At 69.5% G+C, this 22,165-nt stretch carries 24 protein-coding genes; 19 read left to right on the top strand and 5 right to left on the bottom strand.

Annotation, left to right across the window (positions count from 1 at the left end; genetic code table 11):
- Positions 1–20 precede the first annotated feature (20 nt).
- Positions 21–1,676, top strand: a complete 1,656-nt coding sequence (rho, locus tag ACZ5J1_RS10605; protein ID WP_464564770.1) for a transcription termination factor Rho — start codon at positions 21–23, stop codon at positions 1,674–1,676.
- A gap of 15 nt (positions 1,677–1,691) precedes the next feature.
- Here the strand turns inward: rho and ACZ5J1_RS10600 are convergent, their stop codons facing one another.
- Positions 1,692–2,420 carry a FadR/GntR family transcriptional regulator gene (locus ACZ5J1_RS10600; RefSeq protein ID WP_464558520.1) on the bottom strand — a complete coding sequence of 243 codons (729 nt, stop codon included), beginning with the start codon at positions 2,418–2,420 and terminating at the stop codon, positions 1,692–1,694.
- Between the two features lie 141 nt (positions 2,421–2,561).
- Between ACZ5J1_RS10600 and ACZ5J1_RS10595 the strand changes: the two genes are divergently transcribed.
- From ACZ5J1_RS10595 to ACZ5J1_RS10510, 18 genes are all read left to right on the top strand, one after another.
- Complete coding sequence (locus ACZ5J1_RS10595; protein WP_464558518.1) at positions 2,562–3,074, top strand: gluconokinase; 513 nt, start codon at positions 2,562–2,564, stop codon at positions 3,072–3,074.
- A complete protein-coding gene (locus ACZ5J1_RS10590) occupies positions 3,074–4,462 on the top strand; it encodes a GntP family permease (protein WP_464558516.1) in 1,389 nt (462 codons plus the stop codon). The genes ACZ5J1_RS10595 and ACZ5J1_RS10590 overlap by 1 nt, the downstream gene beginning before the upstream one ends.
- A gap of 88 nt (positions 4,463–4,550) precedes the next feature.
- Positions 4,551–4,757 (top strand): 50S ribosomal protein L31, encoded by a 207-nt coding sequence (gene rpmE / locus ACZ5J1_RS10585; protein WP_464558514.1) that lies wholly within the window; start codon positions 4,551–4,553, stop codon positions 4,755–4,757.
- A 104-nt stretch (positions 4,758–4,861) separates the two neighbouring features.
- The gene (gene prfA, locus ACZ5J1_RS10580) at positions 4,862–5,935 is read left to right on the top strand and encodes a peptide chain release factor 1 (RefSeq protein WP_464558512.1); all 1,074 of its coding nucleotides are present in this window, start codon (positions 4,862–4,864) and stop codon (positions 5,933–5,935) included.
- A complete protein-coding gene (prmC, locus tag ACZ5J1_RS10575) occupies positions 5,932–6,786 on the top strand; it encodes a peptide chain release factor N(5)-glutamine methyltransferase (protein WP_464558510.1) in 855 nt (284 codons plus the stop codon). Before prfA ends, prmC begins: the two co-directional genes overlap by 4 nt.
- On the top strand, positions 6,783–7,457 hold the full coding sequence (locus ACZ5J1_RS10570; protein WP_464558508.1) for an L-threonylcarbamoyladenylate synthase: 675 nt from the start codon (positions 6,783–6,785) through the stop codon (positions 7,455–7,457). The genes prmC and ACZ5J1_RS10570 overlap by 4 nt, the downstream gene beginning before the upstream one ends.
- Before the next feature lie 7 nt (positions 7,458–7,464).
- Positions 7,465–8,598 carry an MraY family glycosyltransferase gene (locus ACZ5J1_RS10565; protein WP_464558506.1) on the top strand — a complete coding sequence of 378 codons (1,134 nt, stop codon included), beginning with the start codon at positions 7,465–7,467 and terminating at the stop codon, positions 8,596–8,598.
- A 118-nt stretch (positions 8,599–8,716) separates the two neighbouring features.
- Entirely contained in the window at positions 8,717–9,136 is a 420-nt protein-coding gene (locus tag ACZ5J1_RS10560) for a hypothetical protein (protein WP_464558504.1), read from the top strand.
- Positions 9,137–9,236: 100 nt separating this feature from the next.
- Complete coding sequence (gene atpB, locus ACZ5J1_RS10555) at positions 9,237–10,022, top strand: F0F1 ATP synthase subunit A (RefSeq protein WP_464564768.1); 786 nt, start codon at positions 9,237–9,239, stop codon at positions 10,020–10,022.
- A gap of 28 nt (positions 10,023–10,050) precedes the next feature.
- The gene (locus ACZ5J1_RS10550) at positions 10,051–10,260 is read left to right on the top strand and encodes an ATP synthase F0 subunit C (RefSeq protein WP_227782961.1); all 210 of its coding nucleotides are present in this window, start codon (positions 10,051–10,053) and stop codon (positions 10,258–10,260) included.
- A gap of 25 nt (positions 10,261–10,285) precedes the next feature.
- Positions 10,286–10,840, top strand: coding sequence for a F0F1 ATP synthase subunit B (locus ACZ5J1_RS10545; RefSeq protein ID WP_464558502.1), 555 nt, complete (start codon positions 10,286–10,288; stop codon positions 10,838–10,840).
- The gene (locus tag ACZ5J1_RS10540) at positions 10,840–11,643 is read left to right on the top strand and encodes a F0F1 ATP synthase subunit delta (protein ID WP_464558500.1); all 804 of its coding nucleotides are present in this window, start codon (positions 10,840–10,842) and stop codon (positions 11,641–11,643) included. Before ACZ5J1_RS10545 ends, ACZ5J1_RS10540 begins: the two co-directional genes overlap by 1 nt.
- Positions 11,644–11,687: 44 nt before the next feature.
- Entirely contained in the window at positions 11,688–13,325 is a 1,638-nt protein-coding gene (gene atpA / locus ACZ5J1_RS10535; protein WP_464558498.1) for a F0F1 ATP synthase subunit alpha, read from the top strand.
- A 34-nt stretch (positions 13,326–13,359) separates the two neighbouring features.
- Entirely contained in the window at positions 13,360–14,289 is a 930-nt protein-coding gene (locus ACZ5J1_RS10530; protein WP_464558496.1) for a F0F1 ATP synthase subunit gamma, read from the top strand.
- A gap of 21 nt (positions 14,290–14,310) precedes the next feature.
- A complete protein-coding gene (atpD, locus tag ACZ5J1_RS10525) occupies positions 14,311–15,744 on the top strand; it encodes a F0F1 ATP synthase subunit beta (protein WP_464558494.1) in 1,434 nt (477 codons plus the stop codon).
- A 2-nt stretch (positions 15,745–15,746) separates the two neighbouring features.
- Positions 15,747–16,007 carry a F0F1 ATP synthase subunit epsilon gene (locus tag ACZ5J1_RS10520; RefSeq protein WP_464558492.1) on the top strand — a complete coding sequence of 87 codons (261 nt, stop codon included), beginning with the start codon at positions 15,747–15,749 and terminating at the stop codon, positions 16,005–16,007.
- Positions 16,008–16,013: 6 nt separating this feature from the next.
- Positions 16,014–16,460, top strand: a complete 447-nt coding sequence (locus ACZ5J1_RS10515; protein WP_464558490.1) for a DUF2550 domain-containing protein — start codon at positions 16,014–16,016, stop codon at positions 16,458–16,460.
- Positions 16,461–16,474: 14 nt separating this feature from the next.
- Complete coding sequence (locus ACZ5J1_RS10510) at positions 16,475–17,641, top strand: MFS transporter (RefSeq protein WP_464558488.1); 1,167 nt, start codon at positions 16,475–16,477, stop codon at positions 17,639–17,641.
- Here the strand turns inward: ACZ5J1_RS10510 and ACZ5J1_RS10505 are convergent.
- The 4 genes from ACZ5J1_RS10505 to ACZ5J1_RS10490 all read right to left on the bottom strand — a co-directional run bounded on the left by ACZ5J1_RS10505 (position 17,638) and on the right by ACZ5J1_RS10490 (position 22,052).
- Complete coding sequence (locus ACZ5J1_RS10505; RefSeq protein WP_464558486.1) at positions 17,638–18,210, bottom strand: cob(I)yrinic acid a,c-diamide adenosyltransferase; 573 nt, start codon at positions 18,208–18,210, stop codon at positions 17,638–17,640. The genes ACZ5J1_RS10510 and ACZ5J1_RS10505 overlap by 4 nt on opposite strands.
- A 97-nt stretch (positions 18,211–18,307) precedes the next feature.
- The gene (locus ACZ5J1_RS10500; RefSeq protein ID WP_464558484.1) at positions 18,308–20,800 is read right to left on the bottom strand and encodes an FtsX-like permease family protein; all 2,493 of its coding nucleotides are present in this window, start codon (positions 20,798–20,800) and stop codon (positions 18,308–18,310) included.
- A complete protein-coding gene (locus ACZ5J1_RS10495; RefSeq protein WP_464558482.1) occupies positions 20,797–21,498 on the bottom strand; it encodes an ABC transporter ATP-binding protein in 702 nt (233 codons plus the stop codon). The genes ACZ5J1_RS10500 and ACZ5J1_RS10495 overlap by 4 nt, the downstream gene beginning before the upstream one ends.
- The gene (locus tag ACZ5J1_RS10490; protein ID WP_464558480.1) at positions 21,495–22,052 is read right to left on the bottom strand and encodes a PadR family transcriptional regulator; all 558 of its coding nucleotides are present in this window, start codon (positions 22,050–22,052) and stop codon (positions 21,495–21,497) included. The genes ACZ5J1_RS10495 and ACZ5J1_RS10490 overlap by 4 nt, the downstream gene beginning before the upstream one ends.
- Positions 22,053–22,165: the final 113 nt, after the last annotated feature.

The raw sequence follows: 22,165 nt of genomic DNA, 5'->3' as shown, positions 1-22,165 counted from the left end.
TGCTCGCCGACCTCAAGTCGATGGCGATCGGCATGGGCATCGCCGGCGCCGGCTCCATGAAGAAGGCCGACCTGATCGCCGCGATCAAGGGCGCCCAGGGCGCTAGCCGCCCGGCCCGCGCCGAGAAGAAGGCTGAGAAGCCGGCGGAGAAGCCGGCCGAGCGGACCGCGGAGAAGTCGGCGGAGAAGCCGGTCGAGAAGACCGCCGAGAAGTCGGCCGACCAGCCCGCCGAGAAGCAGGCCGAGAAGCCCGTCGACTCCGACGGCACCCAGAGCAGCCAGCAGGGCCGCAGCCGCCAGCGCGGCGACCGCACCAACCAGCAGGGCGGCCAGACCCAGCAGGGCACCCAGAACAACCAGCAGGGCGGCCAGACCCAGCAGCGCACCGGCGAGAACGGCCCGCAGACCAACACCGGCGACGGTGAGGGCTCGCGCCGCAATCGTCGTCGTCGCGGGCGTGACCGCGAGCGCCCGAGCGGCGGCACCGGCGGCGGCCGTGCCAACGGTCCCCGTGGCGAGATCGACACCGAGATCCGCGAGGACGACGTCCTCGTCCCGGCCGCCGGCATCCTCGACGTCCTCGACCAGTACGGCTTCGTCCGCACCTCGGGCTACCTGGCCGGGGCCGACGACGTCTACGTCTCACTCACCATGGTGCGCAAGCTCGGCCTGCGCCGCGGTGACGCGATCGTCGGCCAGGTCCGCCAGCCCCGCGAGGGCGAGGGCAAGGCCAAGTTCAACCCGATGGTGCGGATCGACTCCGTCAACGGCCTCGACCCGTCGACGGCCTCCGGCCGCCCCGAGTTCGCCAAGCTGACCCCGCTCTACGCGAGCGAGCGGCTCCGGATGGAGACCGACGCCACCAACCTGATCGGTCGCGTGATCGACATCGCTGCGCCGATCGGCAAGGGCCAGCGTGGCCTGATCGTCTCCCCGGCCAAGGCCGGCAAGACGATGATCATGCAGTCGATCGCCAACTCGATCACCGCGAACAACCCCGAGTGCCACCTGATGGTCGTCCTGGTCGACGAGCGTCCGGAGGAGGTCACCGACTTCGAGCGCAGCGTCAAGGGCGAGGTCATCTCCTCGACCTTCGACCGCCCGGCCGGGGACCACACCGCGGTCGCCGAGCTCGCGATCGAGCGGGCCAAGCGCCTCGTCGAGATGGGCCACGACGTGGTGGTGCTGCTCGACGGCATCACCCGCCTGGGTCGTGCCTACAACCTCGCCGCCCCGGCGTCGGGCCGGATCCTCTCCGGTGGTGTCGACTCCGCCGCGCTCTACCCGCCGAAGCGGTTCTTCGGTGCCGCCCGCAACATCGAGAACGGTGGCTCGCTCACCATCCTCGCCACGGCGCTGGTCGAGTCCGGCTCCAAGATGGACGAGGTCATCTTCGAGGAGTTCAAGGGCACCGGGAACATGGAGATCCGGCTGCGTCGCGACTTCGCGGACAAGCGGATCTTCCCGGCCATCGACGCCGTCCAGTCGGGCACGCGTCGTGAGGAGCTCCTGATGAGCAAGGACGAGCTCCAGATCATCTGGAAGCTGCGCCGGGTTCTCTCCGCCCTCGACGGGCAGCAGGCCCTCGAGCTGCTGCTCGAGCGGCTCAAGAAGACCTCGAACAACATGGAGTTCCTGCTCCAGGTCCAGAAGACCACCCCGGGGGAAGGCGCCTGACCGCCTGATCCTCGATCAGACCTCGTCGAGGTCCGTGGCCACGGCGGCCGCGGCCTCGTCGATGATGGCCCGCATCGCCTCCTCGGCGGTGCGGGCCTCCTTCATCCGTACGGCGCGCGCGACCGCGTCGTGCAGCGCGATCGCCTCGGGGTTCGGGCGGTGGGGCATCAGCCCGTGATGGGTCCGCCCGCCGAGGACCTCGGCGACGACGTCGCCCAGTGCGGCGAGCATCTCGTTCCCGCTGGCCTCGAGCAGGGTGCGGTGGAAGCGCTGGTCGGCGAGCAGGTAGGCCTCGAGGTCGCCTGACTCGCCGTAGATCTCCATGTCGCTCACGGCCGCGGCCAGGGCGCGCCGCTGGTCGGTGCTGGCCCGTTCGGCGGCCAGCGCTGCGGCCACGGGTTCGATGCCACGGCGCAGCTCCGAGAGCGAGACCAGCTGGGCGACCCGGTCCTCGCTGGCCAGGCGCCACTTGATCACCCGCGGGTCGAAGACGTGCCAGGAGGAGCGGGGCTGCACGGTGACCCCGACCCGGCGCCGGGAGGCGACCAGTCCCATCGACTCCAGCACCCGCACCGCTTCGCGGGCCACGGTCCGGGAGACGCCGTACTCCTGGCCGAGCCGCTCCAGGGTGAGCACGGTGTCGACCGGGGTCGCGCCGGAGACGAGCGCCGTGCCGAGGGCGTCCAGCACTGCACCGTGCAAAGCCCCCGATGCCGGGGTACTGGAAGAGGGCTCGCTCGTCATGGCAGTCATGCTCCCACGACACATCTTTCAGCGAAAGAGCCGATCTTTTGGCGTCAAGGTCTTGCAAAAGTAATACTTAATGAGGTTCGCTGTGACGGTCGCCACATCCGGTGGTGACACGACGAGGAAGGTGGAGGACGGATGGCGAAGAGTGCCCAGGCTGCTCCGTTGCTCGTGGTGATGGGTGTCTCGGGGTCGGGGAAGTCGACCGTCGGGGCCGCGATCGCCGGTCGGCTCGGTGTCCCGTTCGAGGATGCCGACGACCTCCACCCGCAGGCGAACATCGACAAGATGTCCTCCGGCACACCGCTCGACGACGAGGATCGCCGGCCGTGGCTGGACACGATCGGTGAGTGGCTCCACCGGCACGAGGGCAGCGGGGGAGTGATGAGCTGCTCCGCGCTCAAGCGGATCTACCGCGACCAGCTCCGCTCGCACGCCTCCGACGTCGTCTTCGTCCACCTGCACGGCACCCGTGAGGTGATCGCCGCACGCCAGGCCGCACGTCCCGGGCACTTCATGCCCGCGGCGCTCCTCGACTCCCAGTTCGCCACGCTCGAGCCGTTGGCCAGCGACGAGGCCGGCCTCGTCCTCGACGTCGCCGCCTCGGTCGACGAGCTCGTCCAGTCCTGTCTCGACTCGAAGGAGTTCTGATGTTCCCCGCCCTCTCCACCCTGCCGTGGGCCGATGCCGCCCTCCCGGAGCCCGTCGCCTCGGGATGGCACCTCGTCATCGCGGCCCTGACCGGGATCGCGGTGATCGTCGGCCTGATCATCTGGCTGAAGGTGCACCCGTTCCTCTCCCTGATGATCGGTGCACTGGTCGTCGGCATCGTCGCGGGTGAGGACGTCAGCACCGTGATCACCAGCTTCACCACCGGCTTCGGGGCGACCACGGCCGGCGTGGGCCTGCTGATCGCGCTCGGTGCGATGTTCGCCAAGCTGCTCGCCGACTCCGGCGGTGCCGACCAGATCGTCGACACGATCGTCGGGCGCGCCTCCAAGGCGGCGCTGCCGTGGGCGATGGCGCTGGTCGGGGCGATCATCGGTCTGCCGATGTTCTTCGAGATCGGCCTCGTGCTGCTGATGCCGGTGATCTACCTGGTCTCGCGCCGTGCCGAGGTCTCGATCATCGCGATCGGCATCCCGACCCTCGCCGGTCTGTCGGCCATGCACGGGCTGGTCCCGCCGCACCCCGGGCCGCTGACCGCCGTCGCCTCCCTGGACGCCGACCTCGGTCTGACGATCGCCCTGGGCATCCTGGTCGCGATCCCGACGGTGATCCTCGCCGGCCCCGTCTTCGCTCGTTTCGCCGCCCGGTGGGTGGACGTGCCGGCGCCTGCCCGGTTCGACATGGTCGAGCGTCCGGAGCGCCGCCCGAGCTTCGCGATCACCATGTTCTCGGTCCTGCTCCCCGTCGTGCTGATGCTCGGCAAGGCTCTCGCCGACGTCCTCATCGACGACCCCGAGGCACCGCTGCGTCGGGTCCTCGACGTCCTCGGCAACCCGCCGATCGCGCTCCTCCTCGCCGTCATCGTCGGCTTCTTCACCCTCGGCCGTGGCGCGGGCTTCGACCGGGTCAAGATCTCGACGACCGTCGAGTCAGCCCTCCCCGGCATCGCGGGCATCCTGCTCATCGTCGCCGCCGGTGGTGGTTTCAAGCAGGTCCTGGTCGACACCGGCATCGGCACCGTCCTGGCCGACTGGGCCAGCGCGGCCAACGTCTCCGTGATCCTGCTCGCCTGGCTGCTCGCCGTCCTGATCCGACTCGCCACCGGTTCGGCCACCGTCGCCACCATCACCGCCAGCTCGTTGATGACCGGACTCGTCACCGACCTGCCCGCTGCCGAGGTCTCGTTGGTGGTGCTCGCGATCGGTGCGGGCTCGGTCTTCTTCAGCCACGTCAACGACGCCGGCTTCTGGCTGGTCAAGGAGTACTTCGGACTCACCGTCCCGCAGACGCTGAAGTCGTGGTCGGCGATGGAGACCGTCCTCTCGGTCACCGGACTGGTCTTCGTCCTGCTCCTCAACTTGGTCGTGTGAGGCGGCCCGCGTAAACTCGGCATGTTCCGGAACCGGTTCACCGTCCGCGACCGCGGTCGGACCCGGATCCTCTCAACGAAGGAATCCCATGAAGACTGACATCCACCCCGAGTACGTCGACACCCAGGTCACCTGCACCTGCGGTAACGAGTTCACGACTCGCAGCACGGTCACCAGCGGCGCCGTTCGCGCCGACGTGTGCAACGCGTGCCACCCGTTCTACACCGGTAAGCAGAAGATCCTCGACACCGGTGGCCGCGTGGCCCGGTTCGAGGCGCGCTACGGCAAGAAGTGACGCTTCTGACGGCTTCGGCCTGATGAGTGCCGGCCCCATCCGTGGGGCCGGCACTGTCCATTTCTGGGGCCGGGTGCGGCCCGTCCGAGTCGAGGGGAACTGAGTTGTTCGAGGCTGTCGAAGGTCTGATCGTCGAGCACGAGGCGATCGAGCAGCGGTTGGGTGACGCCGAGGTGCACGCCGACGCGCGGCTCTCGAAGCAGCTCAACACCCGCTACTCGCAGCTCAGCGCGATCATCTCGGCCTACCGCACCTGGATCCAGCTCGGCGACGACATCGAGGCGGCCGGTGAGCTCGCCCGCGAGGACTCCGCATTCGCTGCCGAGGTCACCGAGCTGACCGCCGAGCGCGAGGTCGCGGCCGAGCGCCTGCGCCACCTGCTGGTCCCGCGGGACCCCTCCGACGACAAGGACGCGATCCTCGAGGTCAAGTCCGGCGAGGGTGGGGAGGAGTCGGCCCTGTTCGCCGGCGACCTGCTCCGGATGTACTCCCGCTTCGCCGAGCGCCACGGCTGGCGCACCGAGATCATCGACGCCACCGAGTCCGACCTGGGCGGCTACAAGTCCGTCACCGTCGCGGTGAAGGCGAAGGGCATCCCCGAGCCCGGCCAGGCGCCGTACGCGCTGCTGAAGTTCGAGGGCGGCGTCCACCGCGTCCAACGGGTCCCCGTGACCGAGAGCCAGGGCCGGATCCACACCAGCGCCGCCGGGGTCCTCGTGATGCCCGAGGCCGAGCAGGTCGACGTCGAGATCAACGACAACGACCTCCGCATCGACGTCTTCCGGTCCTCCGGTCCCGGCGGCCAGAGCGTCAACACCACCGACTCCGCCGTCCGGATCACCCATGTCCCGACCGGGATCGTGGCGAGCTGCCAGAACGAGAAGTCCCAGCTGCAGAACAAGGAGCAGGCGATGCGCATCCTGCGCGCCCGCCTGCTCGCGGTCGCCGAGGAGGAGGCCGCGGCTGCGGCCAGCGACGCCCGCCGCTCCCAGATCCGCACCGTCGACCGGTCCGAGCGGATCCGCACCTACAACTACCCGGAGAACCGGATCTCCGACCACCGCACCGGGTACAAGGCCTACAACCTCGACCAGGTGCTCGACGGCGACCTCGGACCCGTGCTCGACAGCGCGGTCCAGGCCGATCTCGCGGCTCGGCTGGCCGCGCTCGAGTCGTGAACCGGCGGGACCTGGTCGCCGAGGCGGTCGCCGCCCTCGCGGCCGGAGGCGTCGCCTCCCCGGAGTACGACGCCAGCGAGCTGTTGGCGCACGTCCTCGGTGTCTCCCGGGGAGCCCTGGTGCTGGTCGACGGGGTCGACGACCCGGCCGCGGCCACCTTCCGGGAGCTGGTGGCGCGCCGCGCGGCCCGCGAGCCGCTGCAGCACCTCACCGGTTCGGCGGCGTTCCGCTACGTCGAGCTGGCCGTCGGCCCGGGGGTCTTCGTGCCGCGTCCCGAGACCGAGCTCCTCGCGGGCTGGGCGATCGAGTCCACCGCCGGCATCGACGCCCCTGTCGTCGTCGACCTCTGCACCGGCTCGGGGGCGATCGCGGCCTCGATCGCCGACGAGGTGCCGGGTGCGGTCGTGCACGCCGTCGAGCTGAGCGAGGACGCGCACGCCTGGGCGACGCGCAACCTCGCCGGCACCGGGGTGGACCTGCGCCTGGGTGACGCGTTCGCCGCCTTCGACGACCTGCTGCGCACGGTCGACGTGGTGGTCTGCAACCCGCCGTACATCCCGCTGGAGGCCTGGGAGTCGGTCGCCCTCGAGGCCCGCGACCACGACCCCCATCTCGCGCTCTTCTCCGGCGACGACGGCCTCGACGCGATCCGGCTCCTCGCCCGGCGCGCGGCCCGGCTGCTCAAACCCGGCGGCGTCGTCGGGGCCGAGCACGCCGACGAGCAGGGCCCCGACGCCGAGAACGGTGGCGCGGCCGCCGTCTTCGCCGCGACGGGGGAGTGGACCGAGGTGCGCGATCACGTCGATCTGGCGGGCCGTCCACGCTTCGTGACGGCGAGACTGGCACGATGAGCGCCATGGCCGAGCGACTCTCCACCGAATTCAGCATCGCTCGGGACGAGGCGATCACCAGCGCGGCGGACGCCCTGGTCCGCGGTGAGCTGGTCGTGGTGCCGACCGACACCGTCTACGGGCTCGCTGCCGACGCCTTCAACCCGGAGGCGGTGCAGCGCCTGCTCGACGCCAAGGGCCGTGGCCGCACGATGCCGCCGCCGGTGCTGATCAGCGAGCCGTCCACGCTGGACGCCCTCGCTCGCTCCGTGCCCGCTTGGGCCCGGGCGCTGGCCGAGGTGTTCTGGCCCGGCGCGCTCACGCTGGTCTGCCAGCAGCAGGCCTCGCTGCAGTGGGACCTGGGGGAGACCCGCGGCACCGTCGCGGTCAGGGTCCCGGACCACCCGGTCGCCCTCGCCCTGCTGGAGCGGACCGGCCCGCTGGCCGTCAGCTCGGCCAACCTGACCGGTCAGCCCGCGGCCACCGACGCCGACCAGGCCGAGGAGATGCTGGGCGACGCCGTCGCGCTGATCCTCGACGACGGTGCCACGCCGGGGGACTCCGACTCCCCGTCGACGATCGTGGACGCGACCACCGCCTCCCCGCGGTTGCTGCGCCTGGGCGCGCTCTCGGTCGATGACCTCAACCGGGTCCTCGCCGAGCACGGCGAGTCCATCGAAGACATCTCGTGAGTCGCCGATGAGGGCGTTCCTCCTGCTCTTCTTCATCTCCGGCGCGGTCACCTACCTGTTGACCGTGATCGCGCGCGAGATCGCGCTGCGCACCGGGGCGGTGGCGCGGGTGCGCGACCGCGACGTGCACGACGAGCCGATCCCGTACATGGGCGGTCTGGCGATGCTCGGCGGTCTCGGCGCGGCCTACGTGGTCGCCCTGCAGATCCCGTTCATCTCCGACGGGTCGCCGTTCCTGCCGCACGACGCCGGCGCGGTCCTGATCGCGGGGGCCGTGATCTGCCTGGTGGGGGTGGTCGACGACATCGTCGAGCTCGACGCCCTGACCAAGCTGGGCGGTCAGGTGATCGCCACCGCGATCCTGATCGGCTTCGGGATCCAGTACTCCTACATCCCCACGGGGGACGGCACCTGGTTCGCGCTCGATCCCTCCCAGGGGGCCCTGCTCACCGGCCTGATGGTGCTGGCCACGATCAACGCGGTGAACTTCATCGACGGCCTGGACGGCCTGGCCGCCGGCGTCGTCGGGATCGGCGCCCTGGCGTTCTTCGCCTTCTCCTACACGCTGACCCGGGTCAACGACCTCGACCGGGCCACCACGCCGGCGCTGCTCTCGGTCGCCCTGGCCGGCGCCTGTGCCGGCTTCCTGATCCACAACTGGAACCCCGCTCGGATCTTCATGGGGGACTCCGGGTCGATGCTGATCGGCCTGGTGCTCTCGGCGAGCGCGATCTCGCTGTCCGGCGGCACCTTCGCCGTCGGCCAGCTCAGTCAGGGCGCCGCGGGCACCCAGTCGAGCCTGCTGCCGACGTTCCTGCCGATCATCCTGCCGCTGACGATCCTGATCGTGCCGCTGGTGGACCTGGTGATGGCCGTCGTCCGCCGCACCCGGGCCGGACGCTCGCCGTTCGCGCCCGACAAGCAGCACCTGCACCACCGCCTGCTCGAGATCGGGCACAGCCAGCGCCGCGCGGTGCTGATCATGTGGCTCTGGGCGGCGCTGATCGCCTTCGGGTCGGTCTTCGCCAGCCTGTACGCCGGCCCGGCGATGTGGGCGATCCTCGGACTGGGCCTCGCCGTGACCTTGGCGCTCACCTTCGTCCTGCCGAAGCTGCACAGCGCCCCGGACCCGACCGCCTGAACAGGCTCCTTGATCGTTCCAGTTAGGCCGCCCTGACCGCTTGTGCTACTTTTCACAAGCGCCCGAAGTAGGGTGTGCAGGACCCCATGTTTACCGCTGACAGAACGGCCGCCCCACGATGACGACCGAGTACCGCCGCACCTCCGTGGTGCGGGGAGCACTGACGTGGTCCGTCGTCCCCGTCGTCCTCGCGATCGTGTTCGGCGCGATCGTCGACGGCTCCGCGGGAGCCTGGGGCGCGGTCATCGGTGGCGTCGCCACCCTGGTGGTGCTCGGCGCCGGGACGGCGCTCGTGGTCAAGGTCGCCCAGGCGTCGCCGACGGCCTCCCTGATGGCTGCGCTCTGCGTCTTCACGGCTCAGGGCGGGCTTCTGCTCGCCACCCTGGCTATCGTCAAGGCCACGCTCGGTTCGCCCGAGCTGACCTGGTGCGCGGTCGCCGTCATCGCGGTCACCGTCGTGTGGACCACGGCGTTCGGTTTCTACGTCCGCCGCGAGCGGATCCCTTTGTTCGACCTCTCAGGGGCGGGTGCGCCGTGACTCTGCCCGCCTGCTATCTTTCGGCTCGACTGCTGGAGACCTGTTCAGGTCTGTTCCCCGCGTCGAACCCCCAGTTACAGAACCAGGAGACCGCGTGAGCATGCTTGCCACGATGATCCCCGCCGACGACGAGTTCCACGCTCCGGGTCCGGCGGACTTCGACCTTCCCGCTGTGTTCGGCGACGTCACCAAGCCGATGATCCTGGTGGTCCTCTCGGCGGTCATCGCCTTCGGCCTCTTCTACGCGATGTCGCGCAAGGCCGCTGTCGTCCCGGGTCGGCTGCAGTTCGCCGGTGAGTACGTCTACGGCTTCGTCCGGAACTCGATCGCCCGCGACATCATCGGCGGTCACGACTACATGAAGTTCGTGCCGTACCTCTTCGGCCTCTTCCTGTTCGTCCTGATCAACAACTTCTACGGTGTGATCCCGTTCATCCAGTTCCCGTCGATGTCCCACATCGGGTACGCGGCGTCGCTGGCCGGAACGACCTGGGTCATCTACAACGTGGCCGGTATCGCGAAGCACGGCTTCTTCGGCTACCTGAAGCACCAGACGGTCCCGGCCGGCATCTCCGGCCCGATCCTGTTCGCCCTGGTGCCGCTGGAGTTCTTCTCCAACATCATCGTCCGGCCGTTCACGCTCGCGCTGCGTCTCTTCGCGACCATGTTCGCCGGTCACCTGCTCGTCGCCCTGTTCTCGGTCGGCGGCTGGTACCTCATGGCCCACTACGAGCCCCGGGCCCTCGGCGCCGTGGCCGGCACGTTCTCCTTCGTGCTGGCGATCGGGGTCAGCTTCCTGGACATGCTGGTCATGTTCCTGCAGGCCTACGTCTTTACTCTGCTGTCGGCGATGTACATCGGCAGCGCAATCTCTGACGAGCACTGAGCTCGTCAACCAACGAAAGGAAACCCCCATGGGTGGCACCCTCAACATGATCGGCCTCGGCCTCGCTGCGATCGGCCCGGCCATCGGTGTTGGCCTCATCTTCGCCGCGTACGTCGCCGGCGTTGCGCGCCAGCCGGAGGCCCAGGGTCGTCTGCAGAGCATCGCGATCTTCGGCTTCGTCCTCGCTGAGCAGTTCTTCATCATCTCGCTGGCTCTGGCGTTCGTTCTCAAGCCCTGATCTCCGGGGAGTCTGAGAGATACCCATGTTCACGACGCTTGCCCTTGAGGCGGCCGCGAAGGAAGAGCCGAACCCGCTTCTTCCTCACTGGCCCGAAATCGTTCTCGGACTGATCGTCCTCGGGATCCTCGTCTTCGCCCTGGCGAAGTTCGTCGTCCCGAACTTCGAGAAGGCGTACGCAGAGCGGACCGAGGCCATCGAGGGTGGTCTGGCCGCCGCCGAGACGAAGCAGGCCGAGGCTGACGCGAAGCTCGCGCAGCTCGAGGCCCAGCTCGCCGAGGCTCGGCACGAGGCTGCCCGGATCCGCGAGGAGGCTCGCGCCCACGGCGCCGAGATCGTCGCGGAGATGCGGGAGCAGGCTCAGTCCGAGGCCACGCGCATCGTCGAGCACGGCAAGACGCAGATCGAGGCCGAGCGCCAGCAGGCGATCACCTCCCTGCGTGCCGAGGTCGGTGGCCTGGCCGCCGGCCTGGCCAGCAAGATCGTCGGCGAGAGCCTCGAGGACGAGGCTCGCCAGAGCCGCGTCGTCGACCGGTTCCTCGCTGACCTCGAGTCTGCCGACGCTGGGAAGGCCATCTGATGGACTTCCGTGGAGCTTCGGCCGACGCGTTCGCCGCCCTTTCCTCCGAGCTCACTTCGGTGGCGGGGGAGAGCGCGGCGTTCGCCGAGGTCGCTGCCGGTCTCTTCGACGCCTCCGCCACGCTTCGGTCCGAGCCGGCCCTGCGCCGGTTCGTGACCGACGCGTCGGTGGCGGCCGACGCCAAGCAGGGCCTGGTCACGGAGCTGTTCGGCTCCCGCCTTCCTGCTGGTGCGCTCACGCTGCTCGGCTCCGCCGTGTCGCGGCGCTGGACGCACGGCGGTGACCTGGTCGACGCGCTGGAGCGCCTCAGCGAGGTCGCTTACGCACGGTCGACCCAGGCCGACCAGCTGATCGACGAGCTGTTCACCCTGGAGCGGGCGGTGCAGGACAACCCCGAGCTGCGCGACGCGCTCTCGGACCCGTCCCGCTCCGCTGCCGACAAGGCTGCGCTGGTCGACTCGCTGCTGGGTGGCAAGGCGCTTGCCGCCACCGTCGCCCTCGCGAAGCAGGCCCTGGCCGGCACCTACCGCACGGTCTCGACCGCGCTCGCGGGCTACCAGAAGGTCGCTGCGTCGGTGCGTGAGGAGGGCGTGGCGACGGTTCGCGTCGCTGCTCCGCTCACCGTCGACCAGGAAGCGCGGCTCGTGGCGGGTCTGTCCCGCCAGTACGGCCGTGCCATCCACATCAACACGCTGGTCGACCCCACGGTCATCGGCGGAATCTCAGTCGAGATCGGTGACGACGTCATCAACGGCTCCATCGCGAGCAAGCTCGACGACGCCCGCCGGGCCCTCGCCGGCTGAGCCGGCCCCATTACTTAGTAGAGAACGAGAGAGAAGGCATCGACATGACGGAGCTGTCAATCCGTCCCGACGAGATCCGGGATGCGCTGGCGAAGTACGTCGCCGACTACACGCCTGAAGCTGCGGCCAAGGAAGAGGTCGGCACGGTCGCCCAGACCGCCGACGGCATCGCCCGCATCAGCGGCCTGCCCTCGGCCATGGCCAACGAGCTCCTCGAGTTCGAGGACGGCACGCTGGGTCTGGCGCTGAACCTCGACACCCGCGAGATCGGTGCCGTCGTCCTCGGTGACTTCGACAAGATCGAGGAAGGCCAGCCCGTCCGTCGGACCGGCGAGGTCCTCTCCGTCGCCGTCGGTGACGGCTACCTCGGTCGCGTCGTCGACCCGCTCGGCAACCCGATCGACGGCCTGGGCGACATCGCCACCGAGGGTCGCCGCGCGCTGGAGCTCCAGGCTCCCGGCGTCATGGCCCGCAAGTCGGTGCACGAGCCGCTCGCCACCGGTATCAAGGCGATCGACGCCATGACCCCGATCGGCCGTGGCCAGCGTCAGCTGATCATCGGCGACCGCGCCACCGGCAAGACCACGGTCGCGATCGACACGATCATCAACCAGAAGGCCAACTGGGCCTCGGGCGACCCGAAGAAGCAGGTTCGCTGCATCTACGTCGCCGTCGGTCAGAAGGGCTCCACCATCGCCTCCGTGCGTGGTGCGCTCGAGGAGGCCGGTGCTCTGGAGTACACCACCATCGTCGCCGCTCCGGCGTCCGACTCGGCGGGCTTCAAGTACCTGGCGCCGTACACCGGCTCGGCCATCGGCCAGCACTGGATGTACGACGGCAAGCACGTCCTCATCGTCTTCGACGACCTGACCAAGCAGGCCGAGGCCTACCGCGCCGTGTCGCTGCTGCTGCGTCGTCCGCCGGGCCGCGAGGCCTACCCGGGTGACGTCTTCTACCTGCACAGCCGGCTGCTCGAGCGTTGCGCCAAGCTCTCCGACGAGCTCGGTGCGGGTTCCATGACCGGTCTGCCGATCATCGAGACGAAGGCCAACGACGTCTCGGCGTTCATCCCGACCAACGTCATCTCGATCACCGACGGTCAGATCTTCCTGCAGTCCGACCTGTTCGCGGCCAACCAGCGTCCGGCCATCGACGTCGGTATCTCGGTCTCCCGCGTCGGTGGTGCGGCGATGACCAAGGCGCTCAAGGGCGTCACCGGTTCGCTCAAGGTCGACCTGGCGCAGTACCGCGCCATGGAGGCGTTCGCGATGTTCGCCTCCGACCTCGACGCCGCCTCCAAGCAGCAGCTCGCTCGCGGTCAGCGCCTGATGGCTCTGATGAAGCAGCCGGCCTACTCGCCGTACGCGGTCGAGGAGATGACCGTGTCGCTGTGGCTCGGTACCTCGGGTCGCCTCGACTCCATCCCGGTCGAGGACGTGCTCAAGTTCGAGCGCGAGTTCCTGTCGTTCATCAAGTCGAGCAAGCCCGGCATCCTGACCGGTATCGCCGAGACCCTCAAGTTCGAGGACTCGACCGAGACCGAGCTCGTCGCCGCGTACGACGACTACCTGCTCCAGTTCGAGACGAGCGCGGGTGGCGGCATCAAGCCGGGTCACCTCGAGACCGACGCGCTCGAGGACGACGAGGTTGAGCAGGAAACCATCGTCAAGCAGAAGCACTGACGAGTCCTACCAGGGAATCTGAGGACTAACGACTATGGCTGTTTCGCTGCGTGAGTACCGCGCGCGGATCCGATCGACTGAGTCGATGAAGAAGATCACGCGCGCCATGGAGCTCATTGCTGCGTCCCGCATCATCAAGGCGCAGCAGCGAGCCAATGCTGCCGCGCCCTACGCACGGGAGTTGACCCGGGCGGTGTCGGCCGTGGCGACGTACTCCAACGTCGACCACGCCCTGACCACCGAGCCCGAGTCCGCCGACCGGGCCGCGATCCTCGTCGTGACGAGCGACCGCGGTCTGGCCGGTGCCTACTCCTCCAACGTGATCCGCGAGGCCGAGGGCCTCATCACGCGGCTCACCGACGAGGGCAAGGCCGTCGACATCTACGTGTCGGGACGCAAAGCAGAGGCGTACTTCAAGTTCCGCGGTCGCGCCGTCGCGAAGGCCTGGTCGGGCTTCTCCGACCAGCCGACCTTCGAGGTCGCGAAGGAGATCGGCGAGACGCTGATCGGCGCCTTCCTGGCCGGCAAGGCCGAGGGCGGCGAGGACGTGTTCCCGGGCGTGGACGAGGTCCACCTCGTCTACACGCGCTTCGTCTCGATGCTGACGCAGAAGCCGACCGCGCTGCGGTTGCTTCCGCTGGAGGTCGTCGAAGGGATGGAGCCGCCCGCCGAGGGCGAGGTCCTGCCGCTCTACGAGTTCGAGCCGTCGGCCGAGTCGGTGCTGGACGGACTGCTGCCGCAGTACGTGCAGAGCCGGATCTGGTTCGCGCTGCTTCAGTCCGCCGCCTCCGAGCTCGCCGCTCGGCAGAAGGCGATGAAGTCGGCGACGGACAACGCCACCGAGCTCATCAAGAAGTACACCCGGATCGCCAACCAGGCCCGCCAGGCTGGCATCACCCAGGAAATCAGCGAGATCGTCGGAGGCGTGAACGCCCTCGCCGACGCCACCGCCGCGAACGACTGACACCAAAAGGAAAACGAGACAATGACTGCAACCGCGACTGAGACCAGCACTGGTCGTATCGTCCGCGTCATCGGTCCGGTCGTCGACGTGGAGTTCCCCGTTGACTCGATGCCGGACATCTACAACAAGCTCGAGGCCACCGTGGTGCTCGACGGCGAGTCCGCTGTCCTGCCCTTCGAGGTCGCGCAGCACATCGGCGACGGCGTCATCCGTGCCATCTCCCTGAAGCCGACCGACGGCCTCGTCCGCGGCCAGGCCGTGACCGACACCGGGAACCAGATCACCGTTCCCGTCGGTGACGTCACCCTGGGCAAGGTCTTCAACGCCACCGGCGACATCCTCAACGTGGACCCGTCCACCGTCGAGGTCACCGAGCGCTGGGGCATCCACCGCAAGGCTCCGGCCTTCGACCAGCTCGAGCCGAAGACCCAGATGTTCGAGACCGGCATCAAGGTCATCGACCTGCTGGCGCCGTACGTCACCGGTGGAAAGATCGGTCTGTTCGGTGGTGCCGGTGTCGGCAAGACCGTGCTGATCCAGGAGATGATCGCTCGTGTGGCCAAGAACCACGCCGGTGTCTCCACGTTCGCCGGTGTCGGTGAGCGCACCCGTGAGGGCAACGACCTCATCGTCGAGATGCAGGAGGCCGGCGTCTTCGACAAGGTCGCCCTGGTCTTCGGCCAGATGGACGAGCCGCCGGGCACGCGTCTTCGCGTCGCGCTGTCCGCGCTGACGATGGCGGAGTACTTCCGTGACGTCCAGAAGCAGGACGTGCTCCTCTTCATCGACAACATCTTCCGGTTCACCCAGGCCGGGTCCGAGGTCTCGACCCTGCTCGGCCGGATGCCGTCCGCCGTGGGTTACCAGCCGAACCTCGCCGACGAGATGGGTCAGCTCCAGGAGCGGATCACCTCGACGCGTGGTCACTCGATCACCTCGATGCAGGCGATCTACGTGCCGGCCGACGACTACACCGACCCGGCTCCGGCGGCGACGTTCGCGCACCTCGACGCCACCACCGAGCTTTCCCGTGAGATCGCGTCGCTGGGTATCTACCCGGCCGTCGACCCGCTGACCTCGACGTCGCGCATCCTCGACCCGCAGTACATCGGTCAGGCGCACTACGACTGTGCCGTTCGGGTGAAGCAGATCCTGCAGCGCAACAAGGAGCTCCAGGACATCATCGCGATCCTCGGTGTCGACGAGCTGTCCGAAGAGGACAAGACCGTCGTGCATCGTGCCCGTCGGATCCAGCGCTTCCTGTCGCAGAACACCTACGTGGCCAAGCAGTTCACGGGCATCGAGGGTTCCACCGTTCCGCTGGTGGAGACCATCGAGGCCTTCAACAAGATCTGCGACGGCGACTACGACCACGTGGCCGAGCAGGCGTTCTTCATGTGCGGTGGCCTCGACGACGTCGAGCGCAACTGGGCTGACATCCAGAAGAGCCTCTGATCATGGCCGGCGTGATCACTGTCGAGCTCGTCGCTGCGGACCGCGTGGTCTGGAGCGGCGAGGCCTCGACGGTGTCGGCACGGACGGTGGAGGGTGACCTGGGTGTTCTCCCGGGTCACGCTCCGCTCCTGTCCCTGCTGGCGCCGTCCTCGGTGCAGATCCATCCCACCGAGGGTGCCGTCCTGACGGCCGAGGTCGATGGCGGATTCATCTCCGTCAACAACGACCACGTCTCGATCCTCGCCGAGCACGTCACGCTCTGAGCAGGGATGGCTCTCTGGGCGTGGGTGCTTGATGCCATCGGCATCCTGCTGCTCCTTGCCCTGATCTACTTCGGGTCTCTGATGGTCCGCCGGCGCATCATCGCGCGGCACGGCGGCACCTTCGAACTCGCCTTCCGCGTCCGGGCCGATCGGCCCGGACGCGGTTGGGTTCTCGGAATCGGACGCTACTCGGGGGAGACCCTGGAGTGGTTCCGGGTCTTCTCGCTCCGACCGTCCCCGCACCGCAGCTGGCAGCGGGTGGCGATGGCCTACCACTCCAGCCACAACCCGGATGCTGAGGAGCAGATCGCCCTCTACCCTGGTCACGTGATCGTGACCTGCGACCTCCGCGACGCGGCTCAGGTGGAGCTGGCGATGGCGTCGGACAGCCTGATCGGCTTCCAGGCCTGGCTCGAGTCGCGCAACCCCGGAACGGACTGGACACGCCGGTGAACCACGCTCCGACGGTGGAGCGAACTCGGGACGGGGTCTATGCGACGTTCGCCCTGGCCGGACTTCTCTTCGCCTCCTTCGTCACCCGACTTCCCGACATCCGGTCCTCGTTGGAGCTCTCCAACGGATCGCTGGGACTTCTCCTCTTCACCGGCTCCCTCGGTTCGCTGATCGCGCTCCCGCTGTCGGGACGCGTGGTCGAGCGGATCGGCGCAGCCGCCGCGGTCCGCCTCGGCGGGGCCGTCGCCGCCGTCGGTCTGGTGCTGATCGCGTTCGGCGCGACCACGATCGAGGTGGTCGGCGTCGCGGCGCTCGGGCTCTTCCTGCAGGGCGTCGGGGTCAGCTTCTGGGACGTCTCGATGAACGTCGAGGGCGCCGAGGTCGAGCGTCGGCTCGGCTACACGATCATGCCGCGCTTCCATGCCGCCTGGAGCATGGGATCGATCCTGGGCAGCGCCATCGGGATCCCGATGGCGGCACTCTCGGTGCCGGTGCTGCTGCACGTCAGCGTGGTCTGCGCGGTCGGCTACGGCGCCGTCCTGCTCGCGACGAGTGTCTTCCTGCCGACCGACACGCACGGCTCCACCCACGCCGGCGGTCCGACCCGGATCCGGCCGTGGCGGGAACGGCGCACGCTGCTCATCGGGGTGATGGTGCTGGCCTTCGCGATGGTCGAGGGGTCGGCCAACGACTGGCTCAGCCTCGGGTTCATCGACGGGTACGACGTCGAGCACTGGGTCGGCGTCACCGCGTTCTCGGTGTTCGTCATCTCGATGACCTTCGGGCGGATCGTCGGCCCGGTCGCCCTCGACCGCTACGGTCGCGCGCCGCTGCTGTGGGCCTCGACCGCCGCCGCCTTCGTCGGCATCCTGATCACGGTCTTCGCCGGCAGCGTCGCCGTCGCCTTCGTCGGCGTGGTCATCTGGGGCCTGGGCTCGGCGTTGGGCTTCCCGGTCGGGATGAGCGCCGCGGCCGACGACCCGGTCGGCGCGGCCAAGCGCGTCGGGGTCGTCTCCACGATCGGGTACGGCGCCTTCCTGGTCGGTCCGCCCCTGCTCGGCTGGGTCGGGGACCGGATCGGGACGCTGGAGTCGCTCCTGGTCGTCGCGCTCCTGATGATCCCCGCCGCGCTCAGCGTGTTCGCCGTCCGCACCCCGCCCGAGGTGCCGGCGCGGGGCTAGCGTTCTCCGCCGGGCACCCAGAGGACGTCGCCGTTCTCCCGGTTCTCGTAGCGGGCGAGGATGAAGAGCAGGTCGCTGAGCCGGTTGAGGTACTTGATCGCGGTCAGGTTCATCGTCTCGGAGTGCTGCTCCCACGCGGCCCAGGCGGCACGCTCGGCACGCCGGGCGACGGTGCGGGCGACGTGCAGGTGCGCCGAGGCCAGCGTGCCGCCGTTGAGGATGAAGCTGCGCAGGTTGGGCAGCTCGTCGTTGAACCGGTCGCACCAGCCCTCGAGCCGGTCGACGTAGTCGGGCTCGACCCGCAGCTGCGGGTACTCCGGGTTCTCCACGATGGGGGTGGCGAAGTCGGCCCCGACGTCGAAGAGGTCGTTCTGGACGTGGGTCAGGATGCCGGCGATCTCGGGGTCGATCCCGCCGCTGGCGACGACCACACCGAGGTGCGCGTTGAGCTCGTCCACGTCGGCGTACGCCGCCAGGCGCAGGTCCGTCTTGGTGGTCTCACTCATGTCTCCGAGTCGGGTGGATCCGGCGTCGCCGGTGCGGGTGTAGATCCGGGTGAGGTTGACCATGTGTCAGACACTAGCCGTCCGAGCTGGAGGCGACGGACCACGATCAGCTCGCGGATCCGGCGTCGTCGGGTGCGGGCGTCGGGACGGTGAGCGACGGTCATGCGGCCCTCCTCAGGCTGATCGTGCGTGACCGGGACACGAGCGTCGTGATCCCGCCTGCCACCAGCGGGAGGATCACCAGCAGGAGCACCAGCAGCATCCATGGGATCCGGAGTACCCAGCCGTCGCCGTAGACATGCGTGAGCAGGTAGGCGGCGGCGATGCCGGGGGTGAAGCCGACCGCGATCCCGAGGACCGCCCCGAGGAAGGCGATCAGGAAGGCGTGCGTGCCGGCGACGACCTTCCGGGTCGCCGGTCGCGCCCCGACCGCCGACAGGGTGGCCATGTCGTGGCGGGCGTCGTTGAGCGCCAGCCCCGTCGCCGAGAACGTGCCGAGGAGCACGGTGAAGACCGCGAGCAGCGAGAGCAGTCCGAGGATCAGCCAGTAGTCGGAGTGCCATCCCTGCTCGGTCAGCAGCGTCCATCCGAACGGACTGACGCTTCCGGCCGCCGCCCGGACCTCGGGGCTGTCGGCCGCCGACGGATCGTCGGCGATCGCTTCCTGGTTGCCGTCGACCCCGACGAGTCCGAAGGCGCGGGCGGTCTCGGGAGAGACGACGATCCCGGCGATGATCGGCGGGGCCGCAGCCGGTGCCTCACCCTTCATGGTGAGGTCGGCCTCGACGGCCGGGAGCCGGAGGTCGGACTCGTTCCCCGCGTCGTCCCAGGCGCTCAGCGTCACGGCTCCGTCGGTGGTGATGACGCTCGGATCGACGAGCGCCTTGCCCGCGAGCAGCTGCGCGGTGGCGGTGTCGTCGAGCGTGACGCCCCAACGCTTGAGGGTGGTCGGGTCGGCCGCGACGATCGTGTAGGCGTTCTCCGGCACGGCCTCGGCGGCGGTCTCGAAGGAGTAGCCGCCGAGGCGGGACAGCGGGGTGAACCGCACGCCGGTCTGCTCCTCGATCGCGGCGACGGTCCTCGCCATCTGGTCCGCCGTCTCGACGCTCAGCGTGACGGTACCGATCGGGTACTGGTAGCCACCGATGCGCATCCCAGAGGCCTGGTCGCTCGCCGAGCCGATGCCGAGGGCGACCACCGCGGCGACCGAGGCCATCACCGCGGCCACGGCCGGGGCGCTGCGGGAGCGGTGCCGGTCGGCATCGCGGAGCGCCAGCCGGAAGGGCAGGGGGAGTCGCGGGGCGAGCCGGGCGATGACGGCGATCAGCCAGGGGGTCATCATCACGGCCCCGCAGACCGAGACCACGGCCCACCAGCCGTTGGCGTAGCCGTAGGCGCGTCCGAGCGAGGCGATGCAACCGAGCGTGCCGAAGGCGAGCACGACGGCCCCGAGGATCGGCCATCCCCGTCGGATCCGCGGCGTGGGCTGGCGCCCGGCGAGCGCGGTCACGACATCGGCCCGCGCAGCGATCCGCGCCGGGATCAGGGCCGCGAGCACCGCGGAGAGCGTGCCGAGCACGATCGCCGGAACCACCGCGACCCAGCCGATGTCGAACGGACCGACCACGAGGCCCCATCCGCGGGCGGCGACCCACAGCCCGGCCCAGGTCAGGGGGATCGCGGCGAGGGCGCCGACCACGGAGCCGAGCAGGCCCAGGACGACCGCTTGGGCCAGCACCGCGCGCCGGATGTCACGCGGACTCCCGCCGGCCACGGCCAGCAGGGCGAGGGCGTGCCGCTGGCGACGTACGCCGACGGCGAAGGCGGGGCCCGCCAGCAGCACGATCTCGATCAGCAGGCAGGTGACCACGAGGGCGATCAGCTGGGTGTCCGTGCTGTCGGGGCCGGCCATGGACCAGGCGGCCTCGCCGGGGGCGCCGATGGTGAAGCCGGCCTGGGACAGCGTCTGGCGCTGGGCATCGGTCAGCGGTGCGTCGTCGGGTCCGCCGACGAGGAACGTCCAGCCGTGGCTGTACTGGAAGTTCGTCGGATAGGACTGACCGTCGGCCAGGAGGACCGCCGCCGACTCGGCCGGCACGAAGATGCCGTTCGTGACGACGCGTGCGTTGCCGATCGAGCTCGCCACGCCGACGACCGTGACCTCGGCATTGCCCATCGACACGGTGGCGCCGATGTCGAGGCCGTCGTGGGCGAGGTCGGGGGTGACGGCGATCTCGTCCGGCTCGGTGGGCAGGTGACCCTGGAGCACGGTGGCGACGCCGTCGGTCAAGGGGGAGTCGAAGTCGGTCCGCAGGGCTTGCACCTCCCAGCCCCGCACGCCGTCGACGAGCTGAGCGGGGGCCCAGGTGTCGTCGACGACCGGGAGGTCGGTGAGGGAGGTCAGCTTCGCGCGGACCTGGTCCTCGGTGAGGGTCGAGCCGGCGTCCTCCCAGACGGCCTGGTGCTGCGCCGAGGCGTAGGTGTACGGGTCGGCCTCGGAGCTGTCGATCGAGCCGGTCTCGATCAGGGTCACGGCCGCGACGCTGACCATCACCGGCAGCCCGATCAGGATGAGCACCAGCAGCGAGCGCCACCGGTGCCGGAGGATCTCGCGTCGGGCGAGACGGAGTGCGGGCCGCATCCCGGTGGTCATGCCCGTGCGCCGTCGGTGACGTCGACGATCTTGCCGTCACGCAGGAACACGATCCGGTCCGCCCAGGCGGCGTGCCGGGAGTCGTGGGTCACCAGGACGCCGGCGGCACCGTTGTCGATCCGCTCGCGCAGCACCTTGAGCACCTCTTCCCCGGTGCGTGAGTCCAGGGCGCCGGTGGGCTCGTCGGCCAGCAGCAGGCGTCGAGGTCCGGCCAGCGCGCGGGCGATCGCGACCCGTTGGCGCTGTCCGCCGGAGAGCTGGTCGGGGAAGCGGTCGTCGACGGCGGGCAGGCCGACGTCGGCGAGCGCGTCGCGCCCGATCCGGTTCGCCTCTCGAGCCGGGACGCCGTCGAGCTCCATCGGCAGGGTGACGTTCTCCAACGCGGTCAGCGTGGGGATCAGGTTGAGCTCCTGGAAGACGTAGCCGATCGACTGACGACGCGCCTTCGCCAAGGCGGCCGCCGAGGCTCCGCGCAGCGACCGGCCCTCGACCACGACGTCGCCGCTCTGGAAGTCCTCCAGACCGCCGGCGATCTGCAGCAGGGTCGACTTGCCCGCCCCGGACGGCCCCATGATCGCGACCAGCTCGCCCGCGGCGACGTCGAGAGACACCTCGTCCAGGGCGTGCACGACGGAGTCGCCGTCGCGGTAGGTGCGGGAGACGTGGGTGAGGCTCAGGACGGTGCTCGAGTCGGTCATGCGTCGTTCTCCTTGGGAGCAGGGATGAGGAGGGCGGTGTCGCCGGCGAGCCGGCCCTCGATGTGGTCGAGCCAGCGCACCTGCGCCTCGGCGTCGAAGATGCGGCGTTCCAGCACCAGCTCGGCGGCCAGGGTGAGGCCGCCGGTGCGCTTGGCCCGGGTGAGCTCCTGCAGCTGCGTCATGGCGGCGGTGCGCTGACGTTGGACGAGGTCGGTCACGTCGACTCCTGGGACGGTGACGGCGAGCGCGAGCTTGATCGTCAGCTCGTCGCGCGGATCGGGGGTGGTCGGGAGGGCTGAGTCCCACCACTGCTCGACCTCGGTGCGGCCGGTGTCGGTGAGGGAGTAGGGGATCGTCTTGTCGTCGCCCTGTCCGTGCGGGCCGCCGGCCTGAGACACCAGGCCGTCCCGCTCGAGACGCTGCAGGGTCGAGTAGATCTGCCCGATGTTGAGCGGCCAGGTGCCCCCGGTCCGGTCCTCGAACTCGGAGCGGAGCTGGGCGCCGTACATCGGCTGTTCGGACAGCAGGGCCAACAGCCCGTTTCGGACACTCACATACTCAGTATGTATACCGAGTATGCATTGGTCAACGAGGCGCGCCCTGCGGCGTGTGGGATATGCCACACGCGGGTGGATCGATCCAGAGCCGGAAGGGTCGTTACCAGCAG

This window comes from Nocardioides sp. JCM 18999 (assembly GCF_055391175.1).
The sequence above is the reverse complement of the archived record's forward strand: the minus strand, read 5'-3'. Positions and strand labels throughout refer to the sequence as shown.

Excerpts from the sequence above, each read along its gene's own strand:
- rho (WP_464564770.1), top strand. The coding sequence starts at position 21 with ATGGCGATCGGCATGGGCATCGCCGGCGCCGGCTCCATGAAGAAGGCC.
- ACZ5J1_RS10600 (WP_464558520.1), bottom strand. The coding sequence starts at position 2,420 with ATGACGAGCGAGCCCTCTTCCAGTACCCCGGCATCGGGGGCTTTGCAC.
- ACZ5J1_RS10595 (WP_464558518.1), top strand. The coding sequence starts at position 2,562 with ATGGCGAAGAGTGCCCAGGCTGCTCCGTTGCTCGTGGTGATGGGTGTC.
- ACZ5J1_RS10590 (WP_464558516.1), top strand. The coding sequence starts at position 3,074 with ATGTTCCCCGCCCTCTCCACCCTGCCGTGGGCCGATGCCGCCCTCCCG.
- rpmE (WP_464558514.1), top strand. The coding sequence starts at position 4,551 with ATGAAGACTGACATCCACCCCGAGTACGTCGACACCCAGGTCACCTGC.
- ACZ5J1_RS10570 (WP_464558508.1), top strand. The coding sequence starts at position 6,783 with ATGAGCGCCATGGCCGAGCGACTCTCCACCGAATTCAGCATCGCTCGG.
- ACZ5J1_RS10565 (WP_464558506.1), top strand. The coding sequence starts at position 7,465 with ATGAGGGCGTTCCTCCTGCTCTTCTTCATCTCCGGCGCGGTCACCTAC.
- ACZ5J1_RS10560 (WP_464558504.1), top strand. The coding sequence starts at position 8,717 with ATGACGACCGAGTACCGCCGCACCTCCGTGGTGCGGGGAGCACTGACG.
- atpB (WP_464564768.1), top strand. The coding sequence starts at position 9,237 with ATGCTTGCCACGATGATCCCCGCCGACGACGAGTTCCACGCTCCGGGT.
- ACZ5J1_RS10550 (WP_227782961.1), top strand. The coding sequence starts at position 10,051 with ATGGGTGGCACCCTCAACATGATCGGCCTCGGCCTCGCTGCGATCGGC.
- ACZ5J1_RS10545 (WP_464558502.1), top strand. The coding sequence starts at position 10,286 with ATGTTCACGACGCTTGCCCTTGAGGCGGCCGCGAAGGAAGAGCCGAAC.
- ACZ5J1_RS10540 (WP_464558500.1), top strand. The coding sequence starts at position 10,840 with ATGGACTTCCGTGGAGCTTCGGCCGACGCGTTCGCCGCCCTTTCCTCC.
- atpA (WP_464558498.1), top strand. The coding sequence starts at position 11,688 with ATGACGGAGCTGTCAATCCGTCCCGACGAGATCCGGGATGCGCTGGCG.
- ACZ5J1_RS10530 (WP_464558496.1), top strand. The coding sequence starts at position 13,360 with ATGGCTGTTTCGCTGCGTGAGTACCGCGCGCGGATCCGATCGACTGAG.
- atpD (WP_464558494.1), top strand. The coding sequence starts at position 14,311 with ATGACTGCAACCGCGACTGAGACCAGCACTGGTCGTATCGTCCGCGTC.
- ACZ5J1_RS10520 (WP_464558492.1), top strand. The coding sequence starts at position 15,747 with ATGGCCGGCGTGATCACTGTCGAGCTCGTCGCTGCGGACCGCGTGGTC.
- ACZ5J1_RS10515 (WP_464558490.1), top strand. The coding sequence starts at position 16,014 with ATGGCTCTCTGGGCGTGGGTGCTTGATGCCATCGGCATCCTGCTGCTC.
- ACZ5J1_RS10505 (WP_464558486.1), bottom strand. The coding sequence starts at position 18,210 with ATGGTCAACCTCACCCGGATCTACACCCGCACCGGCGACGCCGGATCC.
- ACZ5J1_RS10500 (WP_464558484.1), bottom strand. The coding sequence starts at position 20,800 with ATGACCACCGGGATGCGGCCCGCACTCCGTCTCGCCCGACGCGAGATC.
- ACZ5J1_RS10495 (WP_464558482.1), bottom strand. The coding sequence starts at position 21,498 with ATGACCGACTCGAGCACCGTCCTGAGCCTCACCCACGTCTCCCGCACC.